This is a genomic window from Paracoccus thiocyanatus (assembly GCF_900156255.1).
Lineage (GTDB): Bacteria > Pseudomonadota > Alphaproteobacteria > Rhodobacterales > Rhodobacteraceae > Paracoccus > Paracoccus thiocyanatus.
This window is the reverse complement of record NZ_FTMK01000004.1, coordinates 169329-195385: the sequence shown is the minus strand read 5'-3', so window position 1 is coordinate 195385 and position 26057 is coordinate 169329. Positions and strand designations below refer to the sequence as shown.

Annotated in this window: 26 protein-coding genes and 1 tRNA gene; 9 read left to right on the top strand and 18 right to left on the bottom strand. The window is 68.3% G+C overall.

What is annotated here, in order from left to right; genetic code table 11:
* Positions 1–3: 3 nt before the first annotated feature.
* From F3H32_RS05075 to F3H32_RS05065, 3 genes are all read right to left on the bottom strand, one after another.
* The gene (locus F3H32_RS05075; protein WP_149764888.1) at positions 4–780 is read right to left on the bottom strand and encodes an ABC transporter ATP-binding protein; all 777 of its coding nucleotides are present in this window, start codon (positions 778–780) and stop codon (positions 4–6) included.
* The gene (locus F3H32_RS05070) at positions 777–1871 is read right to left on the bottom strand and encodes an MlaE family ABC transporter permease (RefSeq protein WP_149764887.1); all 1095 of its coding nucleotides are present in this window, start codon (positions 1869–1871) and stop codon (positions 777–779) included. Before F3H32_RS05070 ends, F3H32_RS05075 begins: the two co-directional genes overlap by 4 nt.
* 398 nt (positions 1872–2269) lie before the next feature.
* On the bottom strand, positions 2270–3187 hold the full coding sequence (locus F3H32_RS05065) for a LysR family transcriptional regulator (RefSeq protein ID WP_149764886.1): 918 nt from the start codon (positions 3185–3187) through the stop codon (positions 2270–2272).
* A 92-nt stretch (positions 3188–3279) separates the two neighbouring features.
* On the opposite strand from F3H32_RS05065, the gene metF reads away from it, so the two are divergent.
* Positions 3280–4143: a methylenetetrahydrofolate reductase [NAD(P)H] gene (gene metF, locus F3H32_RS05060; protein WP_149764885.1), complete on the top strand. Its 864-nt coding sequence runs from the start codon at positions 3280–3282 to the stop codon at positions 4141–4143.
* Between the two features lie 9 nt (positions 4144–4152).
* Here metF and F3H32_RS05055 read toward each other — a convergent pair whose 3' ends face one another.
* Both F3H32_RS05055 and F3H32_RS05050 read right to left on the bottom strand, forming a co-directional pair.
* Positions 4153–5289 carry a DUF2235 domain-containing protein gene (locus tag F3H32_RS05055; protein ID WP_149764884.1) on the bottom strand — a complete coding sequence of 379 codons (1137 nt, stop codon included), beginning with the start codon at positions 5287–5289 and terminating at the stop codon, positions 4153–4155.
* A gap of 22 nt (positions 5290–5311) precedes the next feature.
* A complete protein-coding gene (locus F3H32_RS05050) occupies positions 5312–6469 on the bottom strand; it encodes a type III PLP-dependent enzyme (RefSeq protein ID WP_149764883.1) in 1158 nt (385 codons plus the stop codon).
* A gap of 138 nt (positions 6470–6607) precedes the next feature.
* Between F3H32_RS05050 and F3H32_RS05045 the strand changes: the two genes are divergently transcribed.
* Complete coding sequence (locus F3H32_RS05045; protein WP_115755280.1) at positions 6608–7039, top strand: Lrp/AsnC family transcriptional regulator; 432 nt, start codon at positions 6608–6610, stop codon at positions 7037–7039.
* Here F3H32_RS05045 and rsmD read toward each other — a convergent pair.
* Both rsmD and F3H32_RS05035 read right to left on the bottom strand, forming a co-directional pair.
* Positions 7006–7602, bottom strand: a complete 597-nt coding sequence (rsmD, locus tag F3H32_RS05040; protein WP_149764882.1) for a 16S rRNA (guanine(966)-N(2))-methyltransferase RsmD — start codon at positions 7600–7602, stop codon at positions 7006–7008. The two genes, F3H32_RS05045 and rsmD, sit on opposite strands and share 34 nt — an antisense overlap.
* Positions 7599–8795 carry an NAD(P)/FAD-dependent oxidoreductase gene (locus F3H32_RS05035; RefSeq protein ID WP_149764881.1) on the bottom strand — a complete coding sequence of 399 codons (1197 nt, stop codon included), beginning with the start codon at positions 8793–8795 and terminating at the stop codon, positions 7599–7601. Before F3H32_RS05035 ends, rsmD begins: the two co-directional genes overlap by 4 nt.
* Before the next feature lie 78 nt (positions 8796–8873).
* On the opposite strand from F3H32_RS05035, the gene F3H32_RS05030 reads away from it, so the two are divergent.
* Positions 8874–9356: a peroxiredoxin gene (locus tag F3H32_RS05030; RefSeq protein ID WP_149764880.1), complete on the top strand. Its 483-nt coding sequence runs from the start codon at positions 8874–8876 to the stop codon at positions 9354–9356.
* Here the strand turns inward: F3H32_RS05030 and F3H32_RS05025 are convergent.
* Positions 9290–10003 carry a winged helix-turn-helix transcriptional regulator gene (locus F3H32_RS05025; RefSeq protein WP_149764879.1) on the bottom strand — a complete coding sequence of 238 codons (714 nt, stop codon included), beginning with the start codon at positions 10001–10003 and terminating at the stop codon, positions 9290–9292. The genes F3H32_RS05030 and F3H32_RS05025 overlap by 67 nt on opposite strands.
* Positions 10004–10092: 89 nt before the next feature.
* On the opposite strand from F3H32_RS05025, the gene F3H32_RS05020 reads away from it, so the two are divergent.
* The 3 genes from F3H32_RS05020 (at position 10093) to F3H32_RS05010 (ending at position 14478) form a co-directional block, all read left to right on the top strand.
* Positions 10093–10449, top strand: a complete 357-nt coding sequence (locus tag F3H32_RS05020) for a DUF1428 domain-containing protein (protein ID WP_149764878.1) — start codon at positions 10093–10095, stop codon at positions 10447–10449.
* A gap of 10 nt (positions 10450–10459) precedes the next feature.
* Positions 10460–11248 (top strand): VOC family protein, encoded by a 789-nt coding sequence (locus F3H32_RS05015; protein ID WP_149764877.1) that lies wholly within the window; start codon positions 10460–10462, stop codon positions 11246–11248.
* A gap of 137 nt (positions 11249–11385) precedes the next feature.
* Positions 11386–14478, top strand: coding sequence for a valine--tRNA ligase (locus F3H32_RS05010; protein WP_149764876.1), 3093 nt, complete (start codon positions 11386–11388; stop codon positions 14476–14478).
* A gap of 59 nt (positions 14479–14537) precedes the next feature.
* On the opposite strand, the gene F3H32_RS05005 is transcribed toward F3H32_RS05010, so the two are convergent.
* Positions 14538–15224, bottom strand: a complete 687-nt coding sequence (locus F3H32_RS05005) for a sirohydrochlorin chelatase (protein ID WP_149764875.1) — start codon at positions 15222–15224, stop codon at positions 14538–14540.
* Complete coding sequence (locus F3H32_RS05000) at positions 15217–15780, bottom strand: DUF4202 domain-containing protein (RefSeq protein ID WP_149764874.1); 564 nt, start codon at positions 15778–15780, stop codon at positions 15217–15219. The genes F3H32_RS05005 and F3H32_RS05000 overlap by 8 nt, the downstream gene beginning before the upstream one ends.
* 88 nt (positions 15781–15868) lie before the next feature.
* Here F3H32_RS05000 and F3H32_RS04995 point away from each other — a divergent pair, with 88 nt between their 5' ends.
* Complete coding sequence (locus F3H32_RS04995) at positions 15869–16378, top strand: NnrU family protein (protein ID WP_149764873.1); 510 nt, start codon at positions 15869–15871, stop codon at positions 16376–16378.
* On the opposite strand, the gene F3H32_RS04990 is transcribed toward F3H32_RS04995, so the two are convergent.
* The gene (locus F3H32_RS04990; protein ID WP_149764872.1) at positions 16362–17381 is read right to left on the bottom strand and encodes an NAD(P)/FAD-dependent oxidoreductase; all 1020 of its coding nucleotides are present in this window, start codon (positions 17379–17381) and stop codon (positions 16362–16364) included. The two genes, F3H32_RS04995 and F3H32_RS04990, sit on opposite strands and share 17 nt — an antisense overlap.
* Positions 17382–17427: 46 nt before the next feature.
* Here F3H32_RS04990 and mnmD point away from each other — a divergent pair, with 46 nt between their 5' ends.
* Entirely contained in the window at positions 17428–18084 is a 657-nt protein-coding gene (gene mnmD / locus F3H32_RS04985) for a tRNA (5-methylaminomethyl-2-thiouridine)(34)-methyltransferase MnmD (RefSeq protein ID WP_149764871.1), read from the top strand.
* Here the strand turns inward: mnmD and F3H32_RS04980 are convergent.
* Positions 18081–18797 (bottom strand): rhomboid family intramembrane serine protease, encoded by a 717-nt coding sequence (locus F3H32_RS04980; protein ID WP_149764870.1) that lies wholly within the window; start codon positions 18795–18797, stop codon positions 18081–18083. The genes mnmD and F3H32_RS04980 overlap by 4 nt on opposite strands.
* A gap of 100 nt (positions 18798–18897) precedes the next feature.
* On the opposite strand from F3H32_RS04980, the gene F3H32_RS04975 reads away from it, so the two are divergent.
* Positions 18898–20166 carry a 4-aminobutyrate--2-oxoglutarate transaminase gene (locus F3H32_RS04975; protein ID WP_149764869.1) on the top strand — a complete coding sequence of 423 codons (1269 nt, stop codon included), beginning with the start codon at positions 18898–18900 and terminating at the stop codon, positions 20164–20166.
* A 290-nt stretch (positions 20167–20456) separates the two neighbouring features.
* Here the strand turns inward: F3H32_RS04975 and F3H32_RS04970 are convergent, their stop codons facing one another.
* From F3H32_RS04970 to gcvP, 6 genes are all read right to left on the bottom strand, one after another.
* Positions 20457–21413: an acetyl-CoA carboxylase carboxyltransferase subunit alpha gene (locus tag F3H32_RS04970; protein ID WP_149764868.1), complete on the bottom strand. Its 957-nt coding sequence runs from the start codon at positions 21411–21413 to the stop codon at positions 20457–20459.
* Positions 21414–21499: 86 nt separating this feature from the next.
* Positions 21500–21934, bottom strand: a complete 435-nt coding sequence (locus F3H32_RS04965; protein ID WP_149764867.1) for a molybdenum cofactor biosynthesis protein MoaE — start codon at positions 21932–21934, stop codon at positions 21500–21502.
* 1 nt (position 21935) lies between these two features.
* A complete protein-coding gene (moaD, locus tag F3H32_RS04960; RefSeq protein WP_115756422.1) occupies positions 21936–22187 on the bottom strand; it encodes a molybdopterin converting factor subunit 1 in 252 nt (83 codons plus the stop codon).
* Positions 22177–22806, bottom strand: coding sequence for a CDP-diacylglycerol--glycerol-3-phosphate 3-phosphatidyltransferase (gene pgsA, locus F3H32_RS04955; protein WP_115756416.1), 630 nt, complete (start codon positions 22804–22806; stop codon positions 22177–22179). The genes moaD and pgsA overlap by 11 nt, the downstream gene beginning before the upstream one ends.
* 225 nt (positions 22807–23031) lie before the next feature.
* Positions 23032–23107: transfer RNA gene (locus F3H32_RS04950), tRNA-Ala, on the bottom strand.
* 100 nt (positions 23108–23207) lie between these two features.
* Positions 23208–26039, bottom strand: a complete 2832-nt coding sequence (gene gcvP / locus F3H32_RS04945; RefSeq protein ID WP_149764866.1) for an aminomethyl-transferring glycine dehydrogenase — start codon at positions 26037–26039, stop codon at positions 23208–23210.
* Positions 26040–26057: the final 18 nt, after the last annotated feature.

Sequence of the window (26057 nt, the reverse complement as noted above, 5' to 3'; positions counted from 1 at the left end):
CCTTCACTCCTTTGCGCGGCCGGTGGCCATGGCGGCGCGGGCGCGGGGCCCGTGGAAATATTCATGCACCCAAGGGTGATCGACCCGCAGCATCTGGGCCATGGTGCCGCTGACCAGCACCTTGTTTTCCGCCAGCACCGCGATGCGGTCGCAACAGGCATGCAGCGTATCCAGGTCATGCGTGACCAGGAACACCGACAGGTCCAGCGCATCGCGCAGCTCGACGATCAGCCGGTCAAAGGCATCGGCGCCGATCGGATCCAGCCCGGCCGTCGGTTCGTCCAGAAACAGGATCTCGGGGTCCAGCGCCAGCGCGCGCGCCAGCCCGGCGCGCTTTCTCATGCCGCCCGACAGGTCCGAGGGGTATTTGTCATTGGCGCTCCACGGCAGCCCGGCCATCGAGACCTTGAGTTCCGCCAGCCCCCGCCGCGTCTGGGGCGACAGGCCGGGCACGGCGCGCAGCGGCACCTCGACATTCTCGCGCACGGTCAGCGACGAAAACAGCGCGCCGCCCTGGAACATCACGCCCCAGCGCCGCTCCATCGCCTCGCGCGCGGGGCCGGCCAGCGCGCCCACGTCCTGGCCCAGGACCCGCACCGTGCCAGCCGTGGGGCGGTTCAGCCCGACGATGGTGCGCAAGAGCACCGATTTCCCGGTGCCCGAGCCGCCGACCACGCCCAGGATCTCGCCCCGCCGCAGGTCCAGGTCCAGCCCGTCATGCACGACATGGCGGCCGAACTGGGTGCGCAAGCCCCGGACCTCGATGATCGCGTCGCTCACAGCCCCACCTCGGCAAAGAAGATCGAGAACAGCGCATCGGCAACGATCACCGCAAAGATGGCATTGACCACGGCGCGCGAGGTCTCGGCGCCCAGCGATTCCGCGTCCTTGCCGACCTTCATCCCGGCATGGCAGCCGATGATGCCGATGATCAGCGCAAAGACCGGCGCCTTGGACAGGCCGACGATGACATGGTCCACGCTGGTATCCGCCAGCAGCCGATAGCGGAACATCGAGGGCGAGATGCCAAGCTCGATCCAGGACATCAGCGCGCCACCGGCCAGCCCGGCCAGATTGGCGATCAGCCCCAGGATCGGCAGGGTGATGACCAGCGCCAGCACCCGCGGCAGGATCAGCACCATGTCCGGGTCCAGCCCCAGCGTGCGCATGGCGTCGATTTCCTCGTTCATCTTCATCGACCCGATCGAGGCGGTCAGGGCCGAGGCGGTGCGCCCGGCGACGATGATCGCGGTCAGCAGGATGCCCAATTCGCGCAGGACGGAAATCGCGATCAGGTCGATCACGAACACCTCGGCCCCGAACTGGCGCAACTGCGCCGCGCCCTGAAAGGCCAGCACGACGCCGATCAGGAAGGACATCAGCGCCACGATGGGCACCGCGCGCAAGCCTGTTTCCTGAATGTGCCAGACCAGCGAAGTCAGGCGGAAATCGCCCGGATGGCGGATGGCGCGCGCCAGGGCGGCCAGGAACCGGCCCAAGTATTCGGCAATCTCGCGCAGGAAGACCAGCGCCGCGGCCATGCGCCGCCCGGTCTGTTCCAGCATCAGCCGCCAGCCGGCGGGGCCTGCGGTCTCGGCATCGGGCCGGGGCAGCGCGCGGCGCACGGTCTCAAGCAGCCGCGCCCGCGATTGGTCCAGGCCGTCAAGGCGGACGCCTTCGGCCTGGCGCCCGACCAGATACCAGGCGGCGGCGGTGTCCAGCCGGGTCAGTTCCGACAGGTCCAGCAGGCGCGCCGTCCTGGCTTCGGGCGGCAACTGGCCCAACGTCCAGACGGTGAACTCGCCCGCCAGCCGCAGCCCGTCGGCCAGGACGGTGGAGCGAAGCTTGGGATCGGCGGAAAGGCTGGCCATGGCGGTCCTGATCGCAGGGTCAGGTGGGATTCATTCAGGGATTGCGCGGCTTTGTCAAATCTGCCCGGCCATTCCGCCGCGCGCTGTGGCCGCCGGGCCGCCATCCGCCCGATGTGGCCCGACAAAGCCGCAAGAAGAATTCACAATTGTGCATATTGACTGAACTGCCCGCTCTGGTTTAGTAAATAGGTGTTCGGTTTCTGCGGCCGGCACGCGCCGCCTGGCGCGGGCGCGCTGCGGGGTCGTGGCCCGCAAGTGCCCGGCCCAAATGAGTAACTTTGCTTGCGGCATTGCCCGCGGCCCATCGCGGCCCAGGGCCATGCCGAGGAAGGGCTCCTCGGGATCGACTGAACGAGTATCATTTTGACCATGATCCCGAGGATGACCGCCCCCGCGGATCAGCCCTGCGCCAAGGCACGCATCATCCTGACCGGCTCGGTCCGGGCCAGGCGCAGCACATGCGCCATATAGGGCTGTTGCAGATCCTCGGTCCGCAGCGCGGCGTAAAGCCTGCGCAACATGCCCTGGCGGCCCAGGGGCAGCAGCGCCAGTTCGGGATTTCCGGCCTGGGCGCGCAGCACCCAGTCGGGCATCACCGCCACCCCGCGCCCGGACGCGATCAGCATCAGCGCGATGGCCGTCTGCTCGACCTGGCGGACATGGGCGGGCTCGACCCCGGCCGGGTCCAGGAATTGCGAAAACACGTCCAGCCGCGCCCGCTCCATCGGATAGGTGATCAACGTCTCGCCCGCCATGTCGGCCGGCTCGGCATAGCCCTTGGCGGCCAGCGGATGGCTGGCGGCGACGACCATGGTCGGCGCATAGTCGAACAGCGGCTGGAAGGTGATGCCGTCCATTTCGTCGGGGTCCGAGGAAATCACCATATCGACCTGTCCCCGTTCCAGCGCCGGCAGCGCCTTCAGCGCCAAGCTGGAGCGGATGTCCAGGTCGACCTCGGGCCAGGCGCGGCGGAACTGGTCCAGCACCGGCAGCAGCCAGTCAAAGCAATGATGGCATTCCATCGCCATGTGCAGCCGCCCGGCACGGCCCATCTCGACGGCGCGGAACTCGGCCTCGGCGGCTTCGACCAGCGGCAGCACCTGTTCGGCGGTGCGCAAAAGCCGCATCCCCGCCGCAGACAGGCGCAAGGGCTTGGTGCGGCGCAGGAACAGTTCGACCCCGGCCTGCTGTTCCAGCGCCTTGATCTGGTGCGACAACGCCGATTGCGTCAGGTTCAGCAGCTCGGCCGCGCGGGCCAGGCCGCCCTGTTCATGGATGGCGCGCAGGCTGCGCAGATGGCGAAGTTCAAGGTGCATCTTGATTGCCGCTCATGACGATCTTGAAGATTATGAATTTGTCTCACGTCGGGGGCCATGTCACAAGACCCGCGACAAAAGGACCAGCAACCATGCCGACGCCCTCGATCAGCTTTGAATTCTTCCCGCCCCGGAACCTGGACCAGTCGTTCCGGCTGTGGGACACGGCGCGGGCCCTGGCGCCGCTGGAACCGGATTTCGTTTCCGTCACTTACGGCGCGGGCGGCACCACCCGCCAGTTGACGCATGAGGCGGTGACGGCGCTGGCCAGCCATTACGGGCTGAACGTTGCGGCGCATCTGACCTGCGTCGATGCCACGCGCGAAGAAACGCTGCAAATCGTCCAGGACTATGCCGCCGCCGGCGTGCACGAGATCGTGGCGCTGCGCGGCGACGCGCCGCAGGGGCAGGCGCGGTTCGCCCCGCATCCCGACGGTTTCGCCGATTCGGTCGAGCTGATAAAGGCGATCGCGGCGCGCGGCGACATGACCATCCGCTGCGGCGCCTATCCCGAACCGCATCCCGAAAGCCCCGACACCGCCGCCGACGTGGCCTGGCTCAAGCGCAAGGTGGACGCGGGCGCGTCATCGGCGATCACCCAGTTCTTCTTTGACGCCGACACCTTCTTCCGCTTTCGCGACGCCTGCCGCGCGGCCGGGATCGCGGCGCCGATCATCCCCGGCATCCTGCCGATCCAAAGCTGGGCCGGTGCACGGCGCTTTGCCGAACGCTGCGGCACCTCGGTCCCGCAATGGGCCGAGGACGCCTTTGCCGCCGCCGGAAAGCAGGGCGAGGCGCAACTGGCGCTGGATGTCTGCGTCACGCTATGCGAGCGGCTGGTCGAAGGCGGCGTGGACAAGCTGCATTTCTACACGCTGAACAAGCCGGAACTGGTGCTGAAGGTCTGCGCCGCTTTGGGGATCAAGCCGAAGGACGCCGTTCCGCGCGTGGCGTGACGCCGGCTTTCAGTCCTGCCGCGCCCGGCTGCCGGCCGGGGCTGGCGACTTGGCCAAGGGGGCGGCGCCGGCATCTTCCGCGGGTCCGGCTGGACCTGACGCAGGCGGCCATGCCCGCACCAGCCGGCGACGCGGCCGCGGCGGCGCCGCACCGGCCAGCGCCCCGGCCAGCAGGGCAGGCCCGGTATAGGGCCGCGGCACCGAAGGGTGCAGCATCTCGGTCGGGTCCGCCCCGGCCAGGCGCGGCGCACGCGCGAGGAACGCCTTGCCCCAGCTACGCCATGACCCGACCGACGGCGCGCTTGCGTCGCAGGGGAAATGGCCGTGCCAGCCGGGCGGCAGCGGCAGGCCAAAGGCCTGGGCGCGCGACATCATCCAGACCAGCGGGATATTGGCCAGCGGCCGCGCGTATTCCAGCCCGGAAAGCTGGCCGCCCACATCCGGGTGGCAGCCGCGAAACCACATCTGCTCGATCCGGCCCGGTGCCGAGGCGCCGTCCCAGATCAGCGGCTGGAAGGCCGCCCGCGTCTCGTCCAGCGCCAGGGCCTGGAGGGCGTGATCCACATCCGCGCCCAGATGCGCGTCGTGAAAGCGAAAGCGCGGCTCGGTCAGCATCCAAAGCAGCGGCAGGCGGATCCCCAGCGCCATCACCGTGTCGAAAACCCCGATCATGCGGATCGGCACGGCGGGGTGGCACAGGTCCGGGTCCAGCCGCCCCACCATCCGGTCACGGCCCTGGCGGTAAAGCTGCCAGGCCTGCTGCACATTGCGGCGCGTGGCATGGGCGTGGGTCAGCAGCCCGACGCGCCCGATCATGCCGGCAAGCGAGCGCGCCGCAAAAGCCCCACGGGAATAGCCGAACAGGAACAGCGGATTGCCCGGCCTCCACTCTCGCGCAAGCCAGGCATAGGCATCGCAGATATGGCGTTCCAGCGCCGCGCCCATCGCCAGTTCCGGCAATGTGCGCCAGGCGTCCCATTGCTGGCCGGCGGCGTAATGCACCTGGACCGGCGCTGGCAAGGCGCCGTATTCGCCCGCCAGCAGGGCGTGGATGCGGGCGATGGACGACCTTCGCCCCTGGTTCAGCGAGGCGAAGGTGCCGTCGATCAGGACAGCCTGGCATATCGGGGGGCGAAGCGATTCCATGCCGCGACGCTAGCACGCAATCCTATTCGAGCGCGTTAACCGTCAGATGCGCCATCAGGCCGAATCCGTTGAAACGGGTATTGGTGACGGTCGAATAGGCGCCGGCGCCGTGGAAGATCACGTAATCCCCCTCCTCTATGGTGGCGGGCAGGGAAAGTTCGCCCGGCAGCCGGTCCACCGAATCGCAGGTCGGGCCAAAGAGGATGCGCGCCATCGGATCCCCTTCGCGCGGGGTCCCTTCGGGGGTCAGCACCTGAAGCCGGTCCAGATTGCCGACGATGGGCAGTTCGAACAGCCCGCCATAGACGCCGTCGTTCAGAAAGACGTTCTGCCCGTCGCGCACCGCCTTGACGCGCGTGACCAGCGCAAAGGCATCGGCGCAAAGCGCCCGCCCCGGCTCGCAGACCAGCGCCGGGGCGTCGGGGCCGAACGCCTCGTCGGTGACGCGGCGGATCAGGGCGAAAATCGCCGTCAGGTCCGGGTCCACCCCCGCAACGCGATGCGACGGGAAGCCGCCGCCCACGTTCAGCCGCCGCGCCTTGACGCCCGCCGCCGCGCAGATCTCGGCCGCGGTGGTGATATAGCTTTCCCAGGCATGCGGATCGACGCATTGCGTGCCGGGATGGAATGTCAGCGAGGGGATATAGCCGCGATCGGCCACCGCGCGCAGCAGTTCTGCCGCCAGTTCCGGCGTGGCGCCGAATTTCGAGCCGAAATCATAGGCCGCGCCCAGAACCGGCAGCTTGAAGCGCGGCGAAATCTCGCAATTCTCGGGCGCCACGCGGGCGAAAAGCTTGTCCAGTTCCGAGCGGCTGTCCACCGACCACGCCCTGATCCCGGCCTGGACCGCATGGGCGATCTCGGCCTGCGAACGCACCGGGTTGTGGTAATGGCGCGCCGCATCGGGCGCCAGCCGCCCGATCAGGTCGATCTCATAGGGCGAGGCCACGTCGAAACCGCGGACGCCGGCGGCCGAAAGCGTGCGGATCACCGCCTCGTCGGGATTGGACTTGACCGCATAGGTGACAAGACCGGGGAAACCGCGCAGAAACCGCTGCGCGGCGGCATGCAGGACCGAAGGAGCAAAGGCCATCACCGGGTTCTCGGGCGCGAGTCTGCGGATGATTTCGGCGGGATTGTTCCAAATGGTCTTGGGGCCTCGGCCCTCGGTCAGTCCCATCGGCATGTCCTTCCTGTGCGCGTTCGGGGTGGAAACCAGTCTGCGCCCTATGGGTTCCGATTTCTGCAATGAAAAGGGTGGAAACGGGCTGCGGCTTCGTTAATATGCCAAAACTTTTGACAAATCGACAGGTGGCGCGTGGATGAACTTGATCGTGGGATTCTGGCCCACCTGTCCCAGGACGCGCGCATGTCGGTCGCGGTTCTTGCCCGCCGGCTCAAGGTGGCGCGCTCGACCGTGCAGGCGCGGCTTGAACGGCTGGAAACATCCGGCGCCATCGCCGGTTACACGCTGCGGCTGGGCGATTTCGCGCGCGAACATCGCATCCGCGCCACCTGCCTGCTGACCATCGAGCCGCGCGCCCAGGCGGCGATCCTGGCCCGGCTGCGCAGCCTGCCCGAGGTCGAACGCATCCATACCACCAGCGGCCGGGTCGACCTTTTGCTGCAACTCGCTGCCATATCGACCAGCCAGCTTGACGATGTGCTGGATCAGATCGGCGGTTTGACCGGCGTCCGCTCCAGCGAGAGCCTGATTCACCTGTCCACCAAGCTGGACCGGGCAAGCTGATCGTGGCCGGCGCGCAACAAGGTGACGGTGGTGTCGCCATATTTGCGCTGGTCGATCTGCTCCAGCCCGGCGACCGGGCCGGGTGGGGCCGATTCCTCCCACACCACCAGGCCGGCGGGGGCGATCCAGCCGCCTGCCAGCGCTGATTCGAGCGCCCGTTCCCCCAGCCTTTGGCCATAGGGCGGGTCCAGGAAGACCAGGTCATAGGCGGCGCCGCGATTCTGCCCCATCCGGGTGGCGTCCCGGCGCCAGACATCGGTCGTCCCCATGGCGCGGGCCTTGTCGATATTGGCGCGCAGCAGCGCCCGCGCCGCCACGCCTTCATCGACAAAGGCCACGCGGGCGGCGCCGCGCGACAGCGCCTCCAGCCCCAGCGCGCCGGTGCCGGCGAACAGGTCCAGCACGCGGGCGCCGGGGATCGGATTGCCATGGGTGCCGTTCACGATCAGGTTGAAGATCGCCTCGCGCACCCGGTCGGTGGTCGGGCGCAGATGCGCCGCCGGATCGCCCGAACCGACCTCGGCCAGCTTCAGCCCGCGCAGGGTGCCGCCGACGATCCTCATGCCATCAACGCCTTCAGTTCGGCGGCCTCGGCCACGGTCTGGGGTTCGGGAGAGCGGCCGGCCTCGATCAGCCGCTTGCCGATCATATAGGCGCGGGCGTCGTTCAGCGCATCCACCGCGATCAGCCGGCCCGCGCGGTAATACCAGACCGAGCCGCCATTCGCCGCCGGTCGCGTCACCACCCGGTCGTAACCCAGGTTCAGCCCGGCGATCTGCAATTTCGCGTCGAACTGGTCCGACCAGAACCAGGGCTTGGGCATATAGGGAATGTCGGCGCCCAGCATGTTCGCCGCCACCGCCTCGGCCATGTCGATGGCATTGCCGACGCTTTCCAGCCGCAGCCGGCTATCGGCCCAGGGAAAGCTGGCGCAATCCCCCGCCGCCCAGATCGCCGGGTCCGAGCTGCGACCGAACGCATCGGTGGCGATGCCGTTGTCGACGGCCAGCCCCGCCGCCTGGGCCAGCGCGGTTTCGGGCGCGACGCCGATGCCGCAGATCACCAGATCGGCCGGCAGGTGGCGGCCGTCGGCCAGTTCGACCCCGTCCGCGGCCGCCGTGCCGGTGATGCGGGCGATGCCGGTCCCCTCGACGATCTCGACCCCATGGGCGCGGTGCAGGGCGCGGATCATCTCCGCAGTCTCGGGCGCGGCGACGCGGCCCAGGATGCGCGGCGCGGCCTCGACCAGCGTGACCTCCAGCCCCAGCTTGCGGGCGACCGCCGCGGCCTCCAGCCCGATATAGCCGCCGCCGATCACCACCAGCCGCCGCCCGGCGACCAGCGCCGGCTTGACGCCTGCGATATCGGCCAGGTTCCTGACCACATGCACGCCGGGCAGGTCCCCGCCCATCGCGGCGGGCAGGCGGCGCGGGGCCGCGCCCAGCGTCAGGGCAAGCTGGTCATAGGGATATTCGCCGCGCTCCGTCGCCACCACCCGGCGGTCGCGGTCGATGCCTGTGGCACGTTCCCCCAGGTGCAGCGCAATGCCCTGGTCCTGCCACCAGTCGGCGGCGCGCAGCGTCAGCCGGTCCAGCCCCATCTGGCCCAGCAGATAAGCCTTGGACAGGGGCGGGCGCTGATAGGGCGGCGCGGGTTCGTCGCCGATGACGGCGATGCCGCCCCGGTGCCCCAGCGCGCGCAACTTTGCCGCCAGCGAGGCCGCCGCCTGCCCCGCGCCCAGGATCACGATATTCATTCTGCGCCCTCGCTGGTTTGCCTGCGGCGCAAAGCCTATATTCGCCCTCGCAACGATGCAATTGACAGAGGAACCGACATGTCCATCGCAAAAGGCGACACCCTGCCCCAAGGCAAGCTGCTGAAACTGGGCGACAATGGCCCCGAAGAGGTGGCGGCCGCCGACCTGGCCCAGGGGCTTGTGGCGATCTTCGCCGTGCCGGGCGCCTATACGCCGACCTGCACCAACGCCCATATGCCCAGTTTCGTCAAGAATGTCGGCAATTTCCGCGACAAGGGCGTGTCGCGGCTGGTCTGCATCACCGTGAACGACCCCTTCGTCGCCGGCAACTGGGCCAAGGACACCGGCGCCGCCGCAGCGGGGATCGAGGTCCTGGCCGATGCCGATGGCAGCTTCACCAGGGCGCTGGGGATGAACATCGACGGCGCGGGCTGGATCAACGGCCGCTCGAAACGCTATGCCATGCTGGTCAATGACGGCAAGGTCGAAGCGCTTCAGGTCGAAGAAGCGCCCAGCGCCTGTTCGGTTTCGTCGGGCGAATCGCTGCTGGATCTGGTCTGAGGGATCAGGCGGAACAATGCGCTGAACTGTTGCGCGGCGGCACGGTCGCCGCGCAGCCCCACAAGCCCGGCCGCGGCCAGCGCCTGCGGGCCGGGACCATAGATCGCCGCCGCCAGCGCGTTGCCCGAACCTTCCAGCACGAAATCGCCCGCCGGGGCGCGGGCTGCCCGGACCAGCGGCATACCCTGCGCGGACAGCGCGACCTCGAACCCCTCCTTGCCGGAAACAAAGCCGGCGCGCAGCGGCAGGCCCGCGGCCCGCGCCGTGTCCACCGTGGCCGAAATCGAAATCATCAGCGCGGAAATGCTGATGAACCGGGTCGGGTCATGTCCCGGCATGACCAGCGCCCAGCGGCACAGCTCGCGCAGCACCGGATGCAGCGCCCGGCCCGCATCGGTCAGCGCGTAAAGCCCCAGCGCATCGTCATGCGCCACCACCCCCGCCTGCACCAATTGGCCCAGCCGCTGGGTCAGCACGCTGGCGGTGATGCCCGGCAGCCCGGCGCGGATCATCTGAAAGCGCTTGGGCGCGAACATCAATTCGCGCACCACAAGCAGCGCCCAGCGATCGCCGATGAAGTTCAGCGCATGGGCGCCAAGGCAGCCTTCGTCATAGCGCGGTCGCGAGATCTTGCCGGTGTCAGTCATGATTTACTATTATCAGTTGCTTTTTAATACTTCAACTGCCAGCCTGCGACTCATTGGCGCATGACGCGCCCGATGAGGAGGAAGCGAGAATGGCCTATTACTCCGGTTTCCTGCTGGCGGTCCCGACCGCGAACAAGCAGAAATACATCGACATGGCGAATGCCGCCTGGCCCATGTTCCAGCGTTACGGCGCGCTGAGCATGGTCGAGGCCTGGGGCGTGGACGTGCCCCGCGGCAAGGTAAGCGACTTTTACATGGCCACCCAGGCCAAGGACGACGAAACCGTCGTGTTTTCCTGGGTCGAATGGCCCGACAAGGCGACCGCCGATGCCAGCTATGAAAAGATGATGGCCGACCCCGAGATGCAGAAGCCGCCGGAAATGCCCTTTGACGGGATGCGCATGATGTGGGGCGGGTTCGAGCCGATCGTGGACGTGAAAGCCTGACGGAGGGACCATGTATCACGGAAAACCCTGCTGGTTCGAACTGTCCACCGCCAAAGGCGGGCTGGCCGCGGCCGAAACTTTCTATGGCAAGGTGCTGGGCTGGACCATTGCCGATGCCGGGATGGAGGGCTTTGCCTATCACCTGGCCAGCCACGGCGGCGACATGGTCGCCGGGCTGATGGAGATGCCGGACGATTGCGCCGGCGTCCCGCCCTTCTGGATGGTCTATTTCGACGTGGACGATACCGATGCCACGGCGGCCAAGGTCAAGGCCCTGGGCGGCTCGGTCTTCCGCGAGCCGGCCGACATTCCCGGCACCGGGCGCTTTGCGGTGGCCGCAGACCCGCAGGGCGCGGCATTCGGCATCTTGCAGCCCGCGCCGATGGACCCGCAGCCGCCCGCCGAGTCGGGGGCCTGGAACCAGCGCAAGGAAAGCCACGGCAACTGGATCGAACTGATGTCCACCGACCCCGGCGCCGGCTTCGACTTTTATGCCGGGCTGCTGGGCTGGACCAGGTCCGCCGCCATGGACATGGCAGAAATGGGCACCTATCAGCTTTTCGCCTGGCAGGGGTCCGATATCGGCGGGATGATGGGCTTGGGCGATGCGCCCAGCCCCTGCTGGCTGCCCTATTTCGGCGTGAACGGCGTCGATGCGGCCATCGCCCGCATCCGCGACGGCGGCGGCACGGTCCTGCATGGCCCGATCCAGGTGCCCGGCGGCGCATTTGTCGCCATGGCCCGCGACACGCAGGGCGCGCATTTCGCCGTGGTCGGTCTCAAGGATGAAACGGCCTGAACGCGGCGCGGCGGGCAAGGCCCCCTGCCCCGCCGCGTCCCTGCCCTGCCGGGATTCCCGGCCGGGCGCAGGACAGCCGCCTCTTGGCCTTTGGCCCGCGCTTCGCTATCCCCTTTTCGATCGAAGGGGTAAGCGACATGGCCATGGACAAGAATTTCGACGCTAAGGCCGCCGAGGCGCGGATCGCGCGGGAATGGGCGGCAACGAATGCCTTCGCCGCGGGCGCCAATGCGAAGCCGGGGACGGAAAGCTTCTCGGTGGTGATCCCGCCCCCGAACGTGACCGGCAGCCTGCATATCGGCCACGCCCTGAACAACACCTTGCAGGACATCCTGGTGCGCTGGCACCGGATGCGCGGTTTCGACACGCTGTGGCAGCCCGGCCAGGACCATGCCGGCATCGCCACGCAGATGGTCGTCGAACGCCGCATGGCCGAGCGGCAGGAGCCCGGCCGCCGCGACATCGGGCGCGAGGCGTTCCTGCAAAAGATCTGGGCCTGGAAACAGGAATCCGGCGACACCATCATCGAGCAGTTGAAGCGCCTGGGGGCCAGTTGCGACTGGTCCAGGAACGCCTTTACCATGTCCGGCGCCCCCGGCGCGCCCCAGGGCGAAGACGGCAATTTCCACGATGCCGTCATCAAGGTCTTTGTCGACATGCACGACAAGGGGCTGATCTATCGCGGCAAGCGGCTGGTCAACTGGGACCCGCATTTCGAGACAGCGATTTCCGACCTGGAGGTCGAGAACCGCGAGGTTCCCGGCCATATGTGGCATTTCAAATACCCGCTGGCCGGTGGCCAGACCTATGAATACGTGGAACGCGACGCCGACGGCAACGTCACCCTGCGCGAGATGCGCGACTATATCAGCATCGCCACGACGCGGCCCGAAACCATGCTGGGCGACGGCGCGGTGGCGGTCCACCCCGACGACGCGCGCTATGCCCCGATCATCGGCAAGCTGTGCGAGATCCCAGTCGGACCCCAGCAGCACCGCCGCCTGATCCCGATCATCACCGACGAATATCCGGACCCCGATTTCGGCTCGGGCGCGGTCAAGATCACCGGCGCGCATGACTTCAACGACTATGCGGTGGCGATGCGCAACGGCATCCCGCTTTACGTGCTGATGGACGGCAAGGGCCGGATGCGCGCCGACGGGCTGTCCTATGAGGAAAGCGCCGAGATCGCCACCCGCGCCGCGCGCGGCGAGGATGTGGGCGACGTCTCGGCCGTGAACCTGGTCCCCGAGGAACTGCGCGGCCTGGACCGCTATGAGGCGCGGGCGCGAGTGGTCGAGGCGATCACCGCCGAAGGGCTGGCCGTCACCTATCTGCACAAGTCCATCGACAAGGAAACCGGCGCCGAGCATCTGGAACGCCGGCCGCTGGTCGATCAGAAGCCGATCATGCAGCCCTTTGGCGACCGCTCGGGCGTTGTGATCGAGCCGATGCTGACCGACCAGTGGTTCGTGGACACCGCCCGCATCGTCGGCCCAGCGCTGGAGGCGGTGCGCAGCGGCGCGACCCGCATCCTGCCCCAGCAGCACGAAAAGGTCTATTTCCACTGGCTGGAGAATATCGAGCCCTGGACGATCAGCCGCCAGCTTTGGTGGGGCCACCAGATCCCGGTCTGGTACGGGCTCGACCTGCGGCTGGAAGGCCAGGTCGAGGACGACCATGACGGCGTTCTGGACGAGGTCGAGATCTTCGCCCTGCTGGAAGAGGGCCTGGTCCATCGCGACGAGATCCACCATGCCGCGGCCGGTTTCCCCGAGGTGGTCGAGAGGTTCCGCGACTCCATCGCCGCCTTGCCGGTGCCGCTGGAAATGGCCCGCGTGGTCGAGGTCGCGGACCGCGAAGCCGCCGTCGACGCCTTTGCCCAGGGGCTGGCCGATTACAACCTGACGCAGGATCCGACGAAGCTGGTCTATCCGGTCTGGCGCGATGCGGATGTGCTGGATACCTGGTTTTCCTCGGGGCTGTGGCCCATCGGCACGCTGGGCTGGCCCGAGGATACGGCCGAACTGCGCCGCTATTTCCCGACCTCGGTGCTGGTGACGGGTTTCGACATCATCTTCTTCTGGGTGGCCCGGATGATGATGATGCAGTTGGCCGTGGTCGGCCAAGTGCCGTTCCGCACCGTCTATGTCCATGGCCTGGTGCGCGACGAAAAGGGCGCCAAGATGTCGAAGTCGAAAGGCAACGTCATCGACCCGCTGACCCTGATCGACGAATATGGCGCCGACGCGCTGCGCTTTACCCTGACCAGCATGGCCGCCATGGGCCGCGACCCCAAGCTGGGGCCGAAACATGTCGAGGCGAACCGCAATTTCGTCACCAAGATCTGGAACGCTACCCGCTTTGCCGAGATGAACGGCGTTCGCGGCGGCGTCCCGCGGCCCCAGCCCCGGCATGTGGTGAACCGCTGGATCATCGGCGAGGTCGCCCGCATCCGCCAGGCCACCGACGAGGCGCTGGAGACCTATCGCTTCAACGACGCGGCCTCGGGGCTTTACGCTTTTGTCTGGGGCAAGGTCTGCGACTGGTATGTCGAATTTTCGAAGCCGCTGTTCGACGGCGAGTTCGGGGACGAGACGCGCGCGACCATGGGCTGGGTGCTGGACCAGTGCTATACGCTGCTGCATCCGGTGATGCCTTTCGTCACCGAGGAATTGTGGGCATTGACCGGCGAACGGTCCGGGATGCTGGTGCATGGCGACTGGCCCGCCTATGGCGCCGAACTGATCGACGCGGATGCGGACCGGCAGATGAACTGGGTGATCCAGCTTATCGAAGCCATCCGCTCGGCCCGCGCCCAGATCGGCGTGCCGGCCGGCGCCCGTCCCGACCTGATCGTGACCGAGGCCGACGAGGCGGCGCGCGCCGCCCTGGCCGCCAACGCCCCGCTGATCGAACGGCTGGCGCGGGTGAATGCGCCGCAGGACGGCGCCATGGGGCCGGGCATGATCGCGGTCGCGGCGCTGGGGGCAAGCTTCGCCCTGCCCGTGGGCGCGATGATCGACGTCGGCGCCGAGACCGCGCGGCTGGAAAAGGCCGCGGCCAAGGCTGAAAAGGACGCCTCGGGCCTGCGGGGACGGCTGGCCAATCCGAAATTCGTCGAACATGCCGAGCCGGAGGTCATCGAGGAAACCCGCGCGAAGCTTGCCGCGCTGGAGGACGACCTGGGCCGCATTCGCGCGGCGCTGGCGCAACTGGCAGCGATGTGACCCGGTTTCTGCGCCGTGCCGGTGGCGCGGCCGCATGAGTATTTGGAAAACGGTGAAGATCAGGGCCGCTCGGACAGGGCGGCCTTGATGGTTTCGGCGATCATCGCGGGGACCTGGGCGGCAAGTCCTACGGGGGGCAGGACCGTGCCGCCGAAGCCCGCGGCATGCAGCGCGCGCGGCAGGTCGTCGGTGACATGCTCTGCCCTTGTGGCGAAAAGCGGCAGGCAGATGCTGCGCGCGGGCAGCCCGCGGGCGGCGTCGGCGATGAGGGGCGTTTCCTCGATGAAGCCGCAGGTCGTGGCGCCGAATTGCGGGGCAAGGGCGGCGGCCATCTGCCGGGCGGCCGCGGCCGGTGCGGGCGAGCGCCCCGAACCATGGGCGGCGATAAGCAGGTGGGTTTGCGACAGGGGCCAGCCCCCCGCCTGGGCCGCATCGGCGACCAGGGCAAGGCAAAGCGCCGGCAGGCCGGGGTCGGCTCCGAAGGGCGGCAGGATGCGGGCATTCGCCGCACCGGCAAGCCGCAGGCGGCGGGGCAGTTCGCTGCGGGTGAACCAGCCGGACGCCATGAACAGCGGATAGATCAGCGTGCCGTTCCCGGCCAGGTCCAGCGCGCCGGGCATGGCAAGCGTGGCGCCCCGGACCTGGACACCGGGGACATGGATGTGGGCGGCCAGCGCCTCGACGGCCCGTTGCTGGGGGGCGGGGTCGCCGGGCTGGCCATGGGCGACGATCAGCGCGTCAGTCACGGAAGGCCCCGGCAAAGGGTTCGGGAATGGCGAATTCCGCCAGGGCGCGGACGCGGGCCATGGCAGACATCTTGCGGGCCGTCCGGTCCACGATGCGCTGCAAGTCCTGGGGGTCCCGGCCCTGGGAAAAGGGTCCCATATACCAGCGCAGGAAGGTAAAGCAGGCCACGTCTTCAAGCGCCTGCACCTGATCGTCGCGCTTGATGCCCTGTTTGGTCAGCATCCTTTCGGCATCGGCGGTATCGGCCGCGCCATAGCCTGCCTGGCGCATGATGCCCGCGACGCGGGCGGCGTGGCGGCGGCCCTGTTCCGTGCGCCAGGCCAGGTAGCCGGCGCGGTCCATGGGATAGCTGTCGCGCGGCAGCGTCCAGCGTTCGACATGCTGGCCGCGGCAGGCGATGCGCAGGGGGTCCGACGCGTCGGGATAAAGCGCCTGCTGCTCGGCCGTCATGCGCTGGCCGTAAAGCAGCGCCTGGGGCCGGCCCTGCGGGTCGAGCTGCGGATCGGCGGCATTGGCCGCGTCGATGGCGTCAAAGGCGGACTGAAGGCGGGTCATGGATCTCTCGTTTTGCGCCATCATGCCGCAGCGGCCCGCGGCGTCAACGCGGATTGCCGTCGCGGGGGCGCAGGGCTAGGCTTGCGGCATGGAATGGGGCGAATTCGCATTGGCGCTGGCGGCTTTCCTGGGCTCGCATGTGATCCCGGCGCGGCTGCGCGGGCCGCTGATCGCGCGGCTGGGCAAGCGCGGCTATATCGTCGGCTACAGCCTGCTGTCGCTGGCGCTGCTTTACTGGCTGATCCTGGCGGCGGGCCGGGCGCCCTTTGTCGAGATCTGGCCGCAGGCGCCCTGGATGCGCTGGCTGGTCAACCTGGCCATGCCGCTGGCGGTGCTGATGGCGGTGCTGGGCGGCATGGTGGGGCTGATGGCCGGCTTTGCCCTGTGGGGCGGGGCGCATCTGCTGGCCAATGGCGACCTGGCGCATCTCATCCTGTTCGGGCTGTTGCTGGCCTATGCGCTTTTCGGCCTGGCGCTGAGCCTGCGGCAGGGGGTGGCGCTGCGGCTGAGCTGGCAGCGCCTGGCCGTTGCGGCACTGGCCTGGGCCGCGCTGCTTTACCTGCACCTGCCGGTGATCGGCGTCAGCCCCCTGCCTTGAGCTTGGGCCAAAAGGCCTGCGGCACGCGGTCGCGCCCCTCCAGGATCAGGTCGGCCAGCATGGCGGCGACGGCCGGGGCCATGGCCAACCCGATCTTGAAACCGCCATTGGCGACGTAATGGCCCGGCCGGCCCGGCCAGGGCCCGACCAGCGGCGCCCGCGACCTGGCGCGCGGCCGGATGCCGGCCCAGCGGTCGACCACCGGCGCGTCGGCCAGCGCCGGACATAGCGCGCGCGCGCGGTCGATCACCGCCTCAAGCTGCTCGTCCGTGCGGTCGTCCAGCACATCGCGCTCGGTGGTCGAGCCGATGGCGACCGTCCCGTCGGTATGGGGGATGATATGGATGCCATCGGCAAAGACCTGCGGCTGATCGCCCAGGTCCAGCGCCAGCATCGCCGACTGGCCCTTGACGCCGGTGCCGCCAAAGGGCGCAAGCCCCGCCGCACCCGTCGCCCAGATCACCGGGGCGTCGGCGGGCGCCGCCTGGCCCTCGACGATCTCGCCGCCCTGGGCACGGATCGCGGCGGCCAGCGCCGCCCCGGCCCGGCGTGGGCTGATCCGTGCCGTCAGCCGGTCCACCAGCCAAAGCCCAGAAGGCGAAACGGGCAGCAGCGCGGCCTGCGGCCGGTCGGTCAGTTCCATCCCCGCCCAGTCCGGCCAATAGGCGCGGGCGGCGGCCACACGGGCGGCCATGCGGGCCTCGGCGCCCTGGGCCACGGGCTGGATGCGCCCGGTGCGGCCATAGCCCGGATCGGCGCCGCCCGCCGCCTTGACCTCGGCCCACCAATCCTGCGCCGCGATCAGGGCGTCCAGTTGCACCTGCTTCTTTTCGTTCCAGTTTTCGGGCGCATGGGGCGCCAGCGCGCCGACATGCCCGCCCGAAGCCCCGGCGCCGATGTGGCGGGTTTCGAACAGCCGCACCTTGCGGCCGCGCCGCAGCAGTTCCCAGGCGCAGGCCAGCCCCGAAATGCCGCCGCCCGCCACCGTGATTTCGCTTGTCATCCGCACCCCTTTCGCCGCATCAGCCACCGGCAAGGAGTTAGCGCGAATGCAGCCATCCGACCAGAGCCGTGCCGATCTGGACTGGCGCGACGGGACCGTCCCGGTCTCGCGCCGCTTCGACGATCCCTATTTCAGCCTGGGCGGCGGGCTTGACGAAACCCGCCACGTCTTCCTGGCCGGCAACGACCTGCCCCAGCGGCTGCGGCCAAGCTTTCATGTGGCCGAGCTGGGCTTTGGCACCGGGCTGAACCTGCTGGCGCTGGCGCAGGTCGCCACGCTGCCGGTGCGTTTTACCAGCTTTGAAGCCTTCCCGATGAGCGTGGACGAACTGGCCCGCGCCCATGGCGCCTTTCCCGAACTGGAACCGCTGGCCCGGCAATTGCGCGACGAATGGCCGCAGCCGCGCTTTCGCATCGGCATGGTCGAGGCCGAGGTGATCCACGCCGATGCGCGCGAGGCGCTGCCCCGCTGGCAGGGGCGCGCGGATGCCTGGTTCCTGGATGGCTTCTCGCCGGCCCGGAACCCCGAGCTTTGGGGCGAGGCGCTGATGGCCCAGGTCGCCGGCCATACCGCGCCGGGCGGCACATTCGCCACCTATACCGCGGCGGGCCATGTGCGCCGGGCGCTGGCGGCAGCGGGCTTTGCGGTCAGCCGCGCCCCCGGCTTCGCCGGCAAGCGCCACATGAGCCGCGGGCACCTCTAGCGTCCGACCCGCTGAATGCGCGAAGGCGCATAGCTCGGGGCATGGGGCGGCCGGCCATGGGTGCGGCGCCAGAAATCCGGCCCGCCCCGGCGCAGAAAGACCGGCACTGCCAGCACGATCCCGGCCAGGAAGCCGGCGGCATGGGCAACATAGGCCACCCCGTCATCCGACACGCCGAGGCTGGACACCAGTTGAATGCCGAACCAGGCCAGCAGCAGCACCCAGGCCGGAATGTTAAAGCGGCGGATGATCACGATGATGATGGCGATCACGTCGACGCGGGCGCGCGGAAACATCAGCAGATATCCCCCCATCACCCCGGCAATGGCCCCCGAGGCGCCGACCATCGGAATGTCGTCCATCGGCACCGCGGCGATCTGCGCCCCCGCCGCGGCCAGCCCGCTGGCAAGGTAGAAGGCCAGAAAGCCCAGGCTTCCCATCTGGTCCTCCAGGTTGTCGCCAAAGACCCACAGAAACAGCATGTTGCCGGCAAGGTGCAGGATACCGGCATGCAGGAACATATGCGTGGCCAGCCCCCACAGCCATTCGCCATGCATGATGGCCACCGGATAAAGCGCCAGCCGGTTCCACAGCCCGACCTGCCCGCCCGCCCAGGGCATGGTGATCAGGAACATCGCCACGTTCAGCACGATCAGCGCATGGGTGACATGGGGCGTACGCTCGGACGGGTTATGGTCGCGGATCGGGAACATGGCCGCAGCCTGAAGCATCGCATCGGCGCGCGCAAGCGGGCCTGTTCGGGCGGCCGGGCCGCGTATAGCATCGGTTGCGAATCGCACCGAGGAGGGGTCGATGACCAGCCTGACCGACCGCAAGAACGCCGCCATCTCGCGCGGGGTGGGCATGACCACCCAGATCTACGCCGAACGCGCCGAGAATGCCGAGATCTGGGACAAGGACGGCTCCCGCTATATCGACTTCGCCGCCGGCATCGCCGTGGTCAATACCGGCCACCGCCATCCGCGGGTGATCGAGGCGGTCCGCGCGCAGCTCGACCGCTTTACCCATACCTGCCACCAGGTCGTGCCCTACGAAAACTATGTCGCCCTGGCCGAAAGGCTGAACCGGCTGGTGCCCGGCGCCGGGCCGCGAAAGACCGCCTTCTACACCACCGGCGCCGAGGCGGTCGAGAACGCGGTCAAGATCGCCCGCCACCGCACCGGCCGCGCCGGCATCGTGGCCTTTGCCGGCGGCTTCCACGGCCGCACCTTCCTGGGCATGTCGCTGACCGGCAAGGTCCAGCCCTACAAGGCCGGGTTCGGGCCGATGATGAACGACATCTGGCACCTGCCCTTTCCCAACGACTTGCACGGCGTTTCGGCCGAGGACGCGCTGGCGGCGCTGGACCGGCTGTTCAAGGCCGACATCGACCCCTCGCGCGTCGCCGCCATCATCATCGAGCCGGTGCAGGGCGAAGGCGGCTTCTACGAAGCGCCGGCCGGCTTCATCCCGCGGCTGCGCCAGATCTGCGACCAGTATTCCATCCTGCTGATCGCCGACGAGGTGCAGACCGGCTTCGCCCGCACCGGCAAGCTGTTCGCGATGGAACATCACGGCGTCGCCGCCGACCTGACCTGCATGGCCAAGGGGCTGGGCGGCGGGCTGCCGATCAGCGCCGTCACCGGCCGTGCCGATGTCATGGACAGCCCGGCGCCGGGCGGCCTGGGCGGCACCTATGCCGGCAACCCGCTGGCGGTGGCCGCCGCCCATGCGGTGCTGGACGTGATCGCGGACGAGGGGCTTTGCGACCGCGCCACCCGGCTGGGCCAGCGGCTCAAGCAGCGCCTGGCCGGCATCGCGGAAACCGTGCCGGAAATCGTCGACATCCGCGGCCCCGGCTTCATGAATGCGATCGAGTTCAATGCCGCCGGCACCGACAAGCCCAGCCCGGATTTCGCCAACCGCGTCCGCGAAGAGGCGCTGGCGCGCAAGCTGATCCTGCTGACCTGCGGCGTCCACGGCAACGTGATCCGCTTCCTCGCGCCGCTGACCATCCAGGACGCGGTCTTCGACGAGGCGCTCGATATCATCGAGGCATCCATCCAGGCCGCCCGCGGCTGATCGCGCGCTTTCACCGTTTCGCAAATACTCCCGCGGCCGCGCCCAGGGGCAGTGTCGCTTGGGTATTTGGAAAACGGAAAAAGCCGCCACGCAAACCGCGGCGCGCCCGGCGTTTCTTCCCCGGCGCTTCTTCGTTGCCGAAAATACCCATGCGGCAGCGCCGACTTGCACCGTCGCAGGGGTATTTTCGGCAACAGAGAAGACGTGAAGGCCCGGATCCTGACACAACCGCCGCGGGTAGCGTCATTCGGTTTTTTCCGTTTCCTAAATGCGAGGGCGCGGCTGGGTGCTCAGCCCAGGGCCTTGGAACCCATGGCCAGGAATTTCTGCCGCCGGTCCCGGATCAGTTCGGCCGGCTTCTTGCCGGCCAGTTCGCCCAGCATGGCGCCGATCGCCTCGCCCACCGCGGCGAAGACCTCGGCGGGGGCGCGCTGCGCGCCGCCCACCGGCTCGGCGATGATGCGGTCGATCACTTCCAGCTTCTTGAGGTCCTGCGCCGTCAGCTTCAGCGCATGCGCGGCCTCGCGCATCTTCTCGGCGTCTTTCCACAGGATCGAGGCGCAGCCTTCGGGCGAGATCACCGAATAGATCGAATGTTCCAGCATGGCGATGCGGTTCGCGGTGGCAAAGGCCACGGCCCCGCCCGATCCGCCCTCGCCGATCACGACCGACACCAGCGGCACGCCGATTTGCAGGCATTTCTCGGTCGAGCGGGCGATGGCCTCGCTTTGCCCGCGTTCCTCGGCGCCCTTGCCGGGATAGGCGCCGGGCGTATCGACCAGCGTGATCACCGGCAGGCGGAAGCGGTCGGCCATATCCATCAGCCGGATCGCCTTGCGATAGCCCTCGGGGCGGGCCATGCCGAAATTGTGAAAGATGCGCGACTTGGTATCATTGCCCTTTTCATGGCCGATGACCACGCAGGGCTGGTCCTTGAACCGCGCCAGCCCGCCCATGACCGCGTGATCCTCGCCAAAGGCGCGGTCGCCGGCCAAGGGGGTGTATTCGCTGAACAGCGCGTCGACATAATCGCGGCAATGCGGCCGTTCCGGGTGGCGGGCGACCTGCGTCTTGCGCCAGGGATCGAGCTGCTTATACAGATCGCGCAGCATTTCTTCGGCCTTACGGTCAAGCGCGGCGGCCTCTTTTTCCAGATCGACGCCTTCGCCCTTTCGGGCCAATGCCCGCAGTTCCTCGGCCTTGCCCTCAAGATCGGCAAGGGGCTTTTCGAACTCCAGGTAAGTCATGCAGGGCTCCGCGCTGTCATCCGGTCGGGATCTGTCTGGTTCGCGGCCCTATATGATCGCCGCGGGGCGGGATTGCAACTTTTGCCTTACCAGCGCGACAGCGCGTCCTCGTCCTCGGCGCGGGCCGCGACCCAGGCGCCGGGCCCGTCGGGGCCGATCTCGCGCTTCCAGAAGGGGGCGCGGGATTTCAGCCAATCCATCAGGTATTCCGCCGCCTGGAAGGCCGCGGCGCGGTGCCGCGCGGCGGTGGCGACCATCATGATCGGCTCACCCACCGCCAGCCGGCCGTGGCGGTGCAGGATGCGCCAGTCGTCCAGGCCAAAGCGTTGCGCCGCCCGCTCGCCATAGGCGGCCAGCGCCTTTTCGGTCATGCCGGGATAATGCTCGATCTCCAGCGCCACCAGCCGGCCGCCTTCGTCGCGCACCAGGCCCGAGAAGCTGACGACCGCGCCCGAACCCGCGCCGAAGCCCGCCAGTTCGGCGCCCAGGTCAAAGGGCGCGCTCTGGACCCTGGCCGCCATCCTAGCCCCCGGTCATCGGAGGAAAGAAGGCGACCTCGCGCGCGCCTGCAAGCGGCGCGTCCAGTTCGGCCAGTTCCTGGTCGATGGCGACGCGCACCGCCGACAGATCGGCCAGCGCCGCCGCGTGCCATTCGTCCATCGCGGAAAGTTCCGCGACCAATTCGCGCACCGTCGCGGCCTGCGTCTCGATCCGCTCGCGGGGCTGGCCGATGCGTTCGCGCAGCCAGGCAAAGTAAAGCACGTCAAGCGCCATGATCATCCCTCAGGAAAGGCCGGGCCTTGGTGAAATAGTCCCAGCCGGTGATGGCAGTCAGCACCGCCGCGACCCAGATCAGAAGCAATCCCCCCTGCGTCGCCATATCCGACCAGTTGTCGGACCAGGGCAGGCTGGTTTCGCCCACCAGGGGCGGGTGGCCGACCTCGTAATAGTTCAGCCCGGTGCCCAGGAAAAGCACGGCGATGGCCACCATCTGCGCCGTGGTCTTCCACTTGGCCAGCTTCGTGACCTTAAGCAGCCGGGCCTTGTCGCCCAGAAACTCGCGCAGCCCCGAAACGAAGACCTCGCGGAACAGGATCACGGTCGAGGGCAGGATCAACCAGGGATTCATGCCGGAATAGCCGGTGATCACCACCACGGCGATGATGACCATGGCCTTGTCGGCGATCGGGTCCATGGCGGCGCCGAAGCGGCTTTCCTGTCCCCAGGCGCGCGCCAGATAGCCGTCGAACCAGTCGGTCGCCGCCGCGACCAGGAACAGCGCCAGCGCCGCGAAGTCGGCAAAGGGCCGGCTGAGGAAAAAGAACATCAGCGGCACCAGCGGCGCAGCCGCAAGGCGAAGAACGGTCAGGATATTGGGCAAGGTCCAGCGCATGGTGGCAATCTAGGCTTTCCCGGCGGCGGGGGGAAGGGGCGAGCGGCGGCGCGGCGTCGCAGCCGGCCCAGGCCCGGCCGGATGCCTGTTCGGGCGATCGGGCAGCGATGGCGCCGGGGCCGCATGGCCAGGTCCATCGCGGCCGAAGGCACGCCCCGCCTGGACCCGCCGGCAAAGGAAGAGCAGGGAAAAAGCCGACCTAATCATGAACTTGTGCGGATTTTCTGGTGGAGCCGAGGGGAATCGAACCCCTGACCTCATCATTGCGAACGATGCGCTCTACCAACTGAGCTACGGCCCCATCGGCGTGCTATCTCGCGCAAGCGGGGGGGCTTGTCAAGGCGCTTTCGCGGCTTTTCGCAAGCCCCGAAACCCCCGCCGATGCGGGCGGGGGCAAGGGTTCACGCGGCCGTTTCGTCGGCATAATCCTCGACCGGGGGACAGGTGCAGACCAGGTTGCGGTCGCCATAGGCATTGTCCACCCGCCCGACCGGCGGCCAGTATTTGTCCACCCGAAAGGCGCCGGGCGGGAAGCAGCCCTGTTCGCGCGAATAGGCGCGGTCCCAGTCGGCGACCAGATCCTCGACCGTATGCGGGGCGTGGCGCAACGGGCTGGAATCGGCACCGATCCGGCCTTCGGCAATGTCGCCGATCTCGTCGCGGATCGCCAGGAAGGCGGTGATCAGCCGGTCGATCTCGGCCTTGGTTTCCGATTCGGTCGGCTCGACCATCAGGGTGCCGGCCACCGGCCAGCTCATGGTCGGGGCATGAAAGCCGTTGTCGATCAGCCGCTTGGCGATGTCGTCCACCGTCACGCCATGGGCCTGGAACGGGCGCATGTCCAGGATGCATTCATGCGCCACCCGGCCGCGATTGCCCATGAACAGCACCGGATAGGCCCCGGCCAGTCGGCTGGCGATATAGTTCGCGTTCAGGATCGCCACGCGGGTCGCCTGCGTCAGCCCCGCACCGCCCATCATCAGGATATAGGCCCAGGAAATCAGCAGGATCGAGGCAGATCCCCAAGGCGCCGCCGACACCGCACCCGCACCCGTCCGCGGATCGGCGGGCAAAAACGGCGCCAGATGCGCCTTGACCCCGATCGGCCCCATGCCGGGCCCGCCGCCGCCATGCGGGATGGCGAATGTCTTGTGCAGGTTCAGGTGGCTGACATCGCCGCCGATCTCGCCCGGCCGCACCAGCCCGACCAGCGCATTCATGTTGGCGCCGTCGATATAGACCTGGCCGCCATGGTCATGGGTGATGCGGCAGACATCGCGCAGCGTGTCCTCGAAGACGCCATGGGTCGAGGGATAGGTGATCATCGCCGCCGCCAGCCTGCCGCCGGCCTTGGCGGCTTTTTCGGCGAAATCCTCCAGGTCGATATCGCCGTTCGGGGCCGATTTCACCACCACGACCTTCATCCCCGCCATCTGCGCAGAAGCCGGGTTGGTGCCATGGGCGGAAACCGGGATCAGGCAGATGTCGCGATCCTCGCCGCGCGAGCGGTGATAGGCGGCGATGGTCAGCAGACCCGCATATTCCCCCTGCGCGCCGCTGTTCGGTTGCAGGGAAAACGCGTCATAGCCGGTGATGGCGCACAGCTTCGCGGTCAGGTCGGCAAAGACCTCGTGATAGCCCGCCGCCTGGTCCTCGGGGGCAAAGGGATGCAGGGCGGCGAACTGCGGCCAGGTGATCGGCATCATCTCGGCCGCGGCATTCAGCTTCATGGTGCAACTGCCCAGCGGGATCATCGCCCGGTCCAGCGCCAGGTCGCGGTCCGACAGGCGGCGCATATAGCGCATCATCTCGGATTCCGCCCGGTTCATGTGAAAGACCGGATGCGTCAGGTAGTCGCTTTCGCGGATCAGCGCCGGGGGGATCGCCGGGGCCTCGGCCGGCCGGGCCGGGTCGGTGATCCCGAAAGCGTCCAGCACCCGCGCGATCACCCCCGCATCCGTGGTCTCGTCAACCGCGATACCCACCCGGTCGCGGCCGACCTGGCGCAGGTTGATGCCGCGATGGCGCGCCGCGGCCAGGATGCCCGCCTGGCCCACGCCGACCCGCACGGTGATGGTGTCGAAAAACGCCTCGGGCTGGATCTCGGCCCCGGCGGCGCGCAGCGCCTCGGCCAGGGTGGCCGCGTTCAGATGCACCCGCTGGGCGATGGCTCGCAGCCCCACAGGGCCATGGAACACCGCGTAAAAGCTCGCCATGACCGCCAGCAGCGCCTGGGCGGTGCAGACGTTCGAGGTGGCCTTCTCGCGCCGGATATGCTGCTCGCGGGTCTGCAAGGACAGCCGATAGGCGCGGTTGCCCTTGGCGTCGATGGACACGCCGACGATGCGGCCCGGCATCGCCCGCTTCATCTCGTCGCGGCAGGCCATGAAACCGGCATGGGGACCGCCATAGCCCATGGGCACGCCGAATCGCTGGGCCGAGCCGACGGCGATGTCTGCCCTCATCGCGCCCGGCTCTTTCAGCACGCAAAGCGCCAAAAGATCGGTGGCCAGGATCGCCACCGCCCCCGCGGCGTGCAGCGCGGCGATCTCGGCCGTAAAATCCCGGACCTCGCCGAAGGTGCCCGGATATTGGAAGATCGCCCCGAACACCGCCGAAGGATCGCATTCCCTGCCGCGGACGATCTCGATCCCCAGCGGTGCGGCGCGGGTCTCGATCACGGCGATGGTCTGGGGATGCAGGTTCTCGCTGACGAAGAACGCCCGCGCCTTGGATTTCGCCACCCGCTGCGCCATGGCCATGGCCTCGGCCGCCGCGGTCGCCTCGTCCAACAGGCTGGCATTGGCCACCGGCAGCCCGGTCAGGTCCGCGACCATGGTCTGGTAATTCAGCAGCGCCTCCAGCCGGCCCTGGGCGATCTCGGGCTGATAGGGGGTATAGGCGGTATACCAGGCCGGATTTTCCAGGATGTTGCGCTGGATCGCCGGCGGCGTGACGGTGCCGTAATAGCCCTGGCCGATCAGGCTGGTCATGACCTTGTTGCGATCCGCCACCGCGCGCATGCGCTGAAGCAGCGCCGCTTCGGACAGGGCCGGCCAGTCCAGCGCGTCGGATTGCCGGATGCTTGCCGGGACGGCCTGGCCGATCAGCGCCTCCAGCGACTCGGCGCCCACGACCTTCAGCATCGCGGCCATCTCGGCCGGGGACGGCCCGATATGGCGGCGATTGGCGAAATCGTCGGGATTATAGTCGGTCGGAATCCATTCACCCATCACAGGCCTCGATACTGC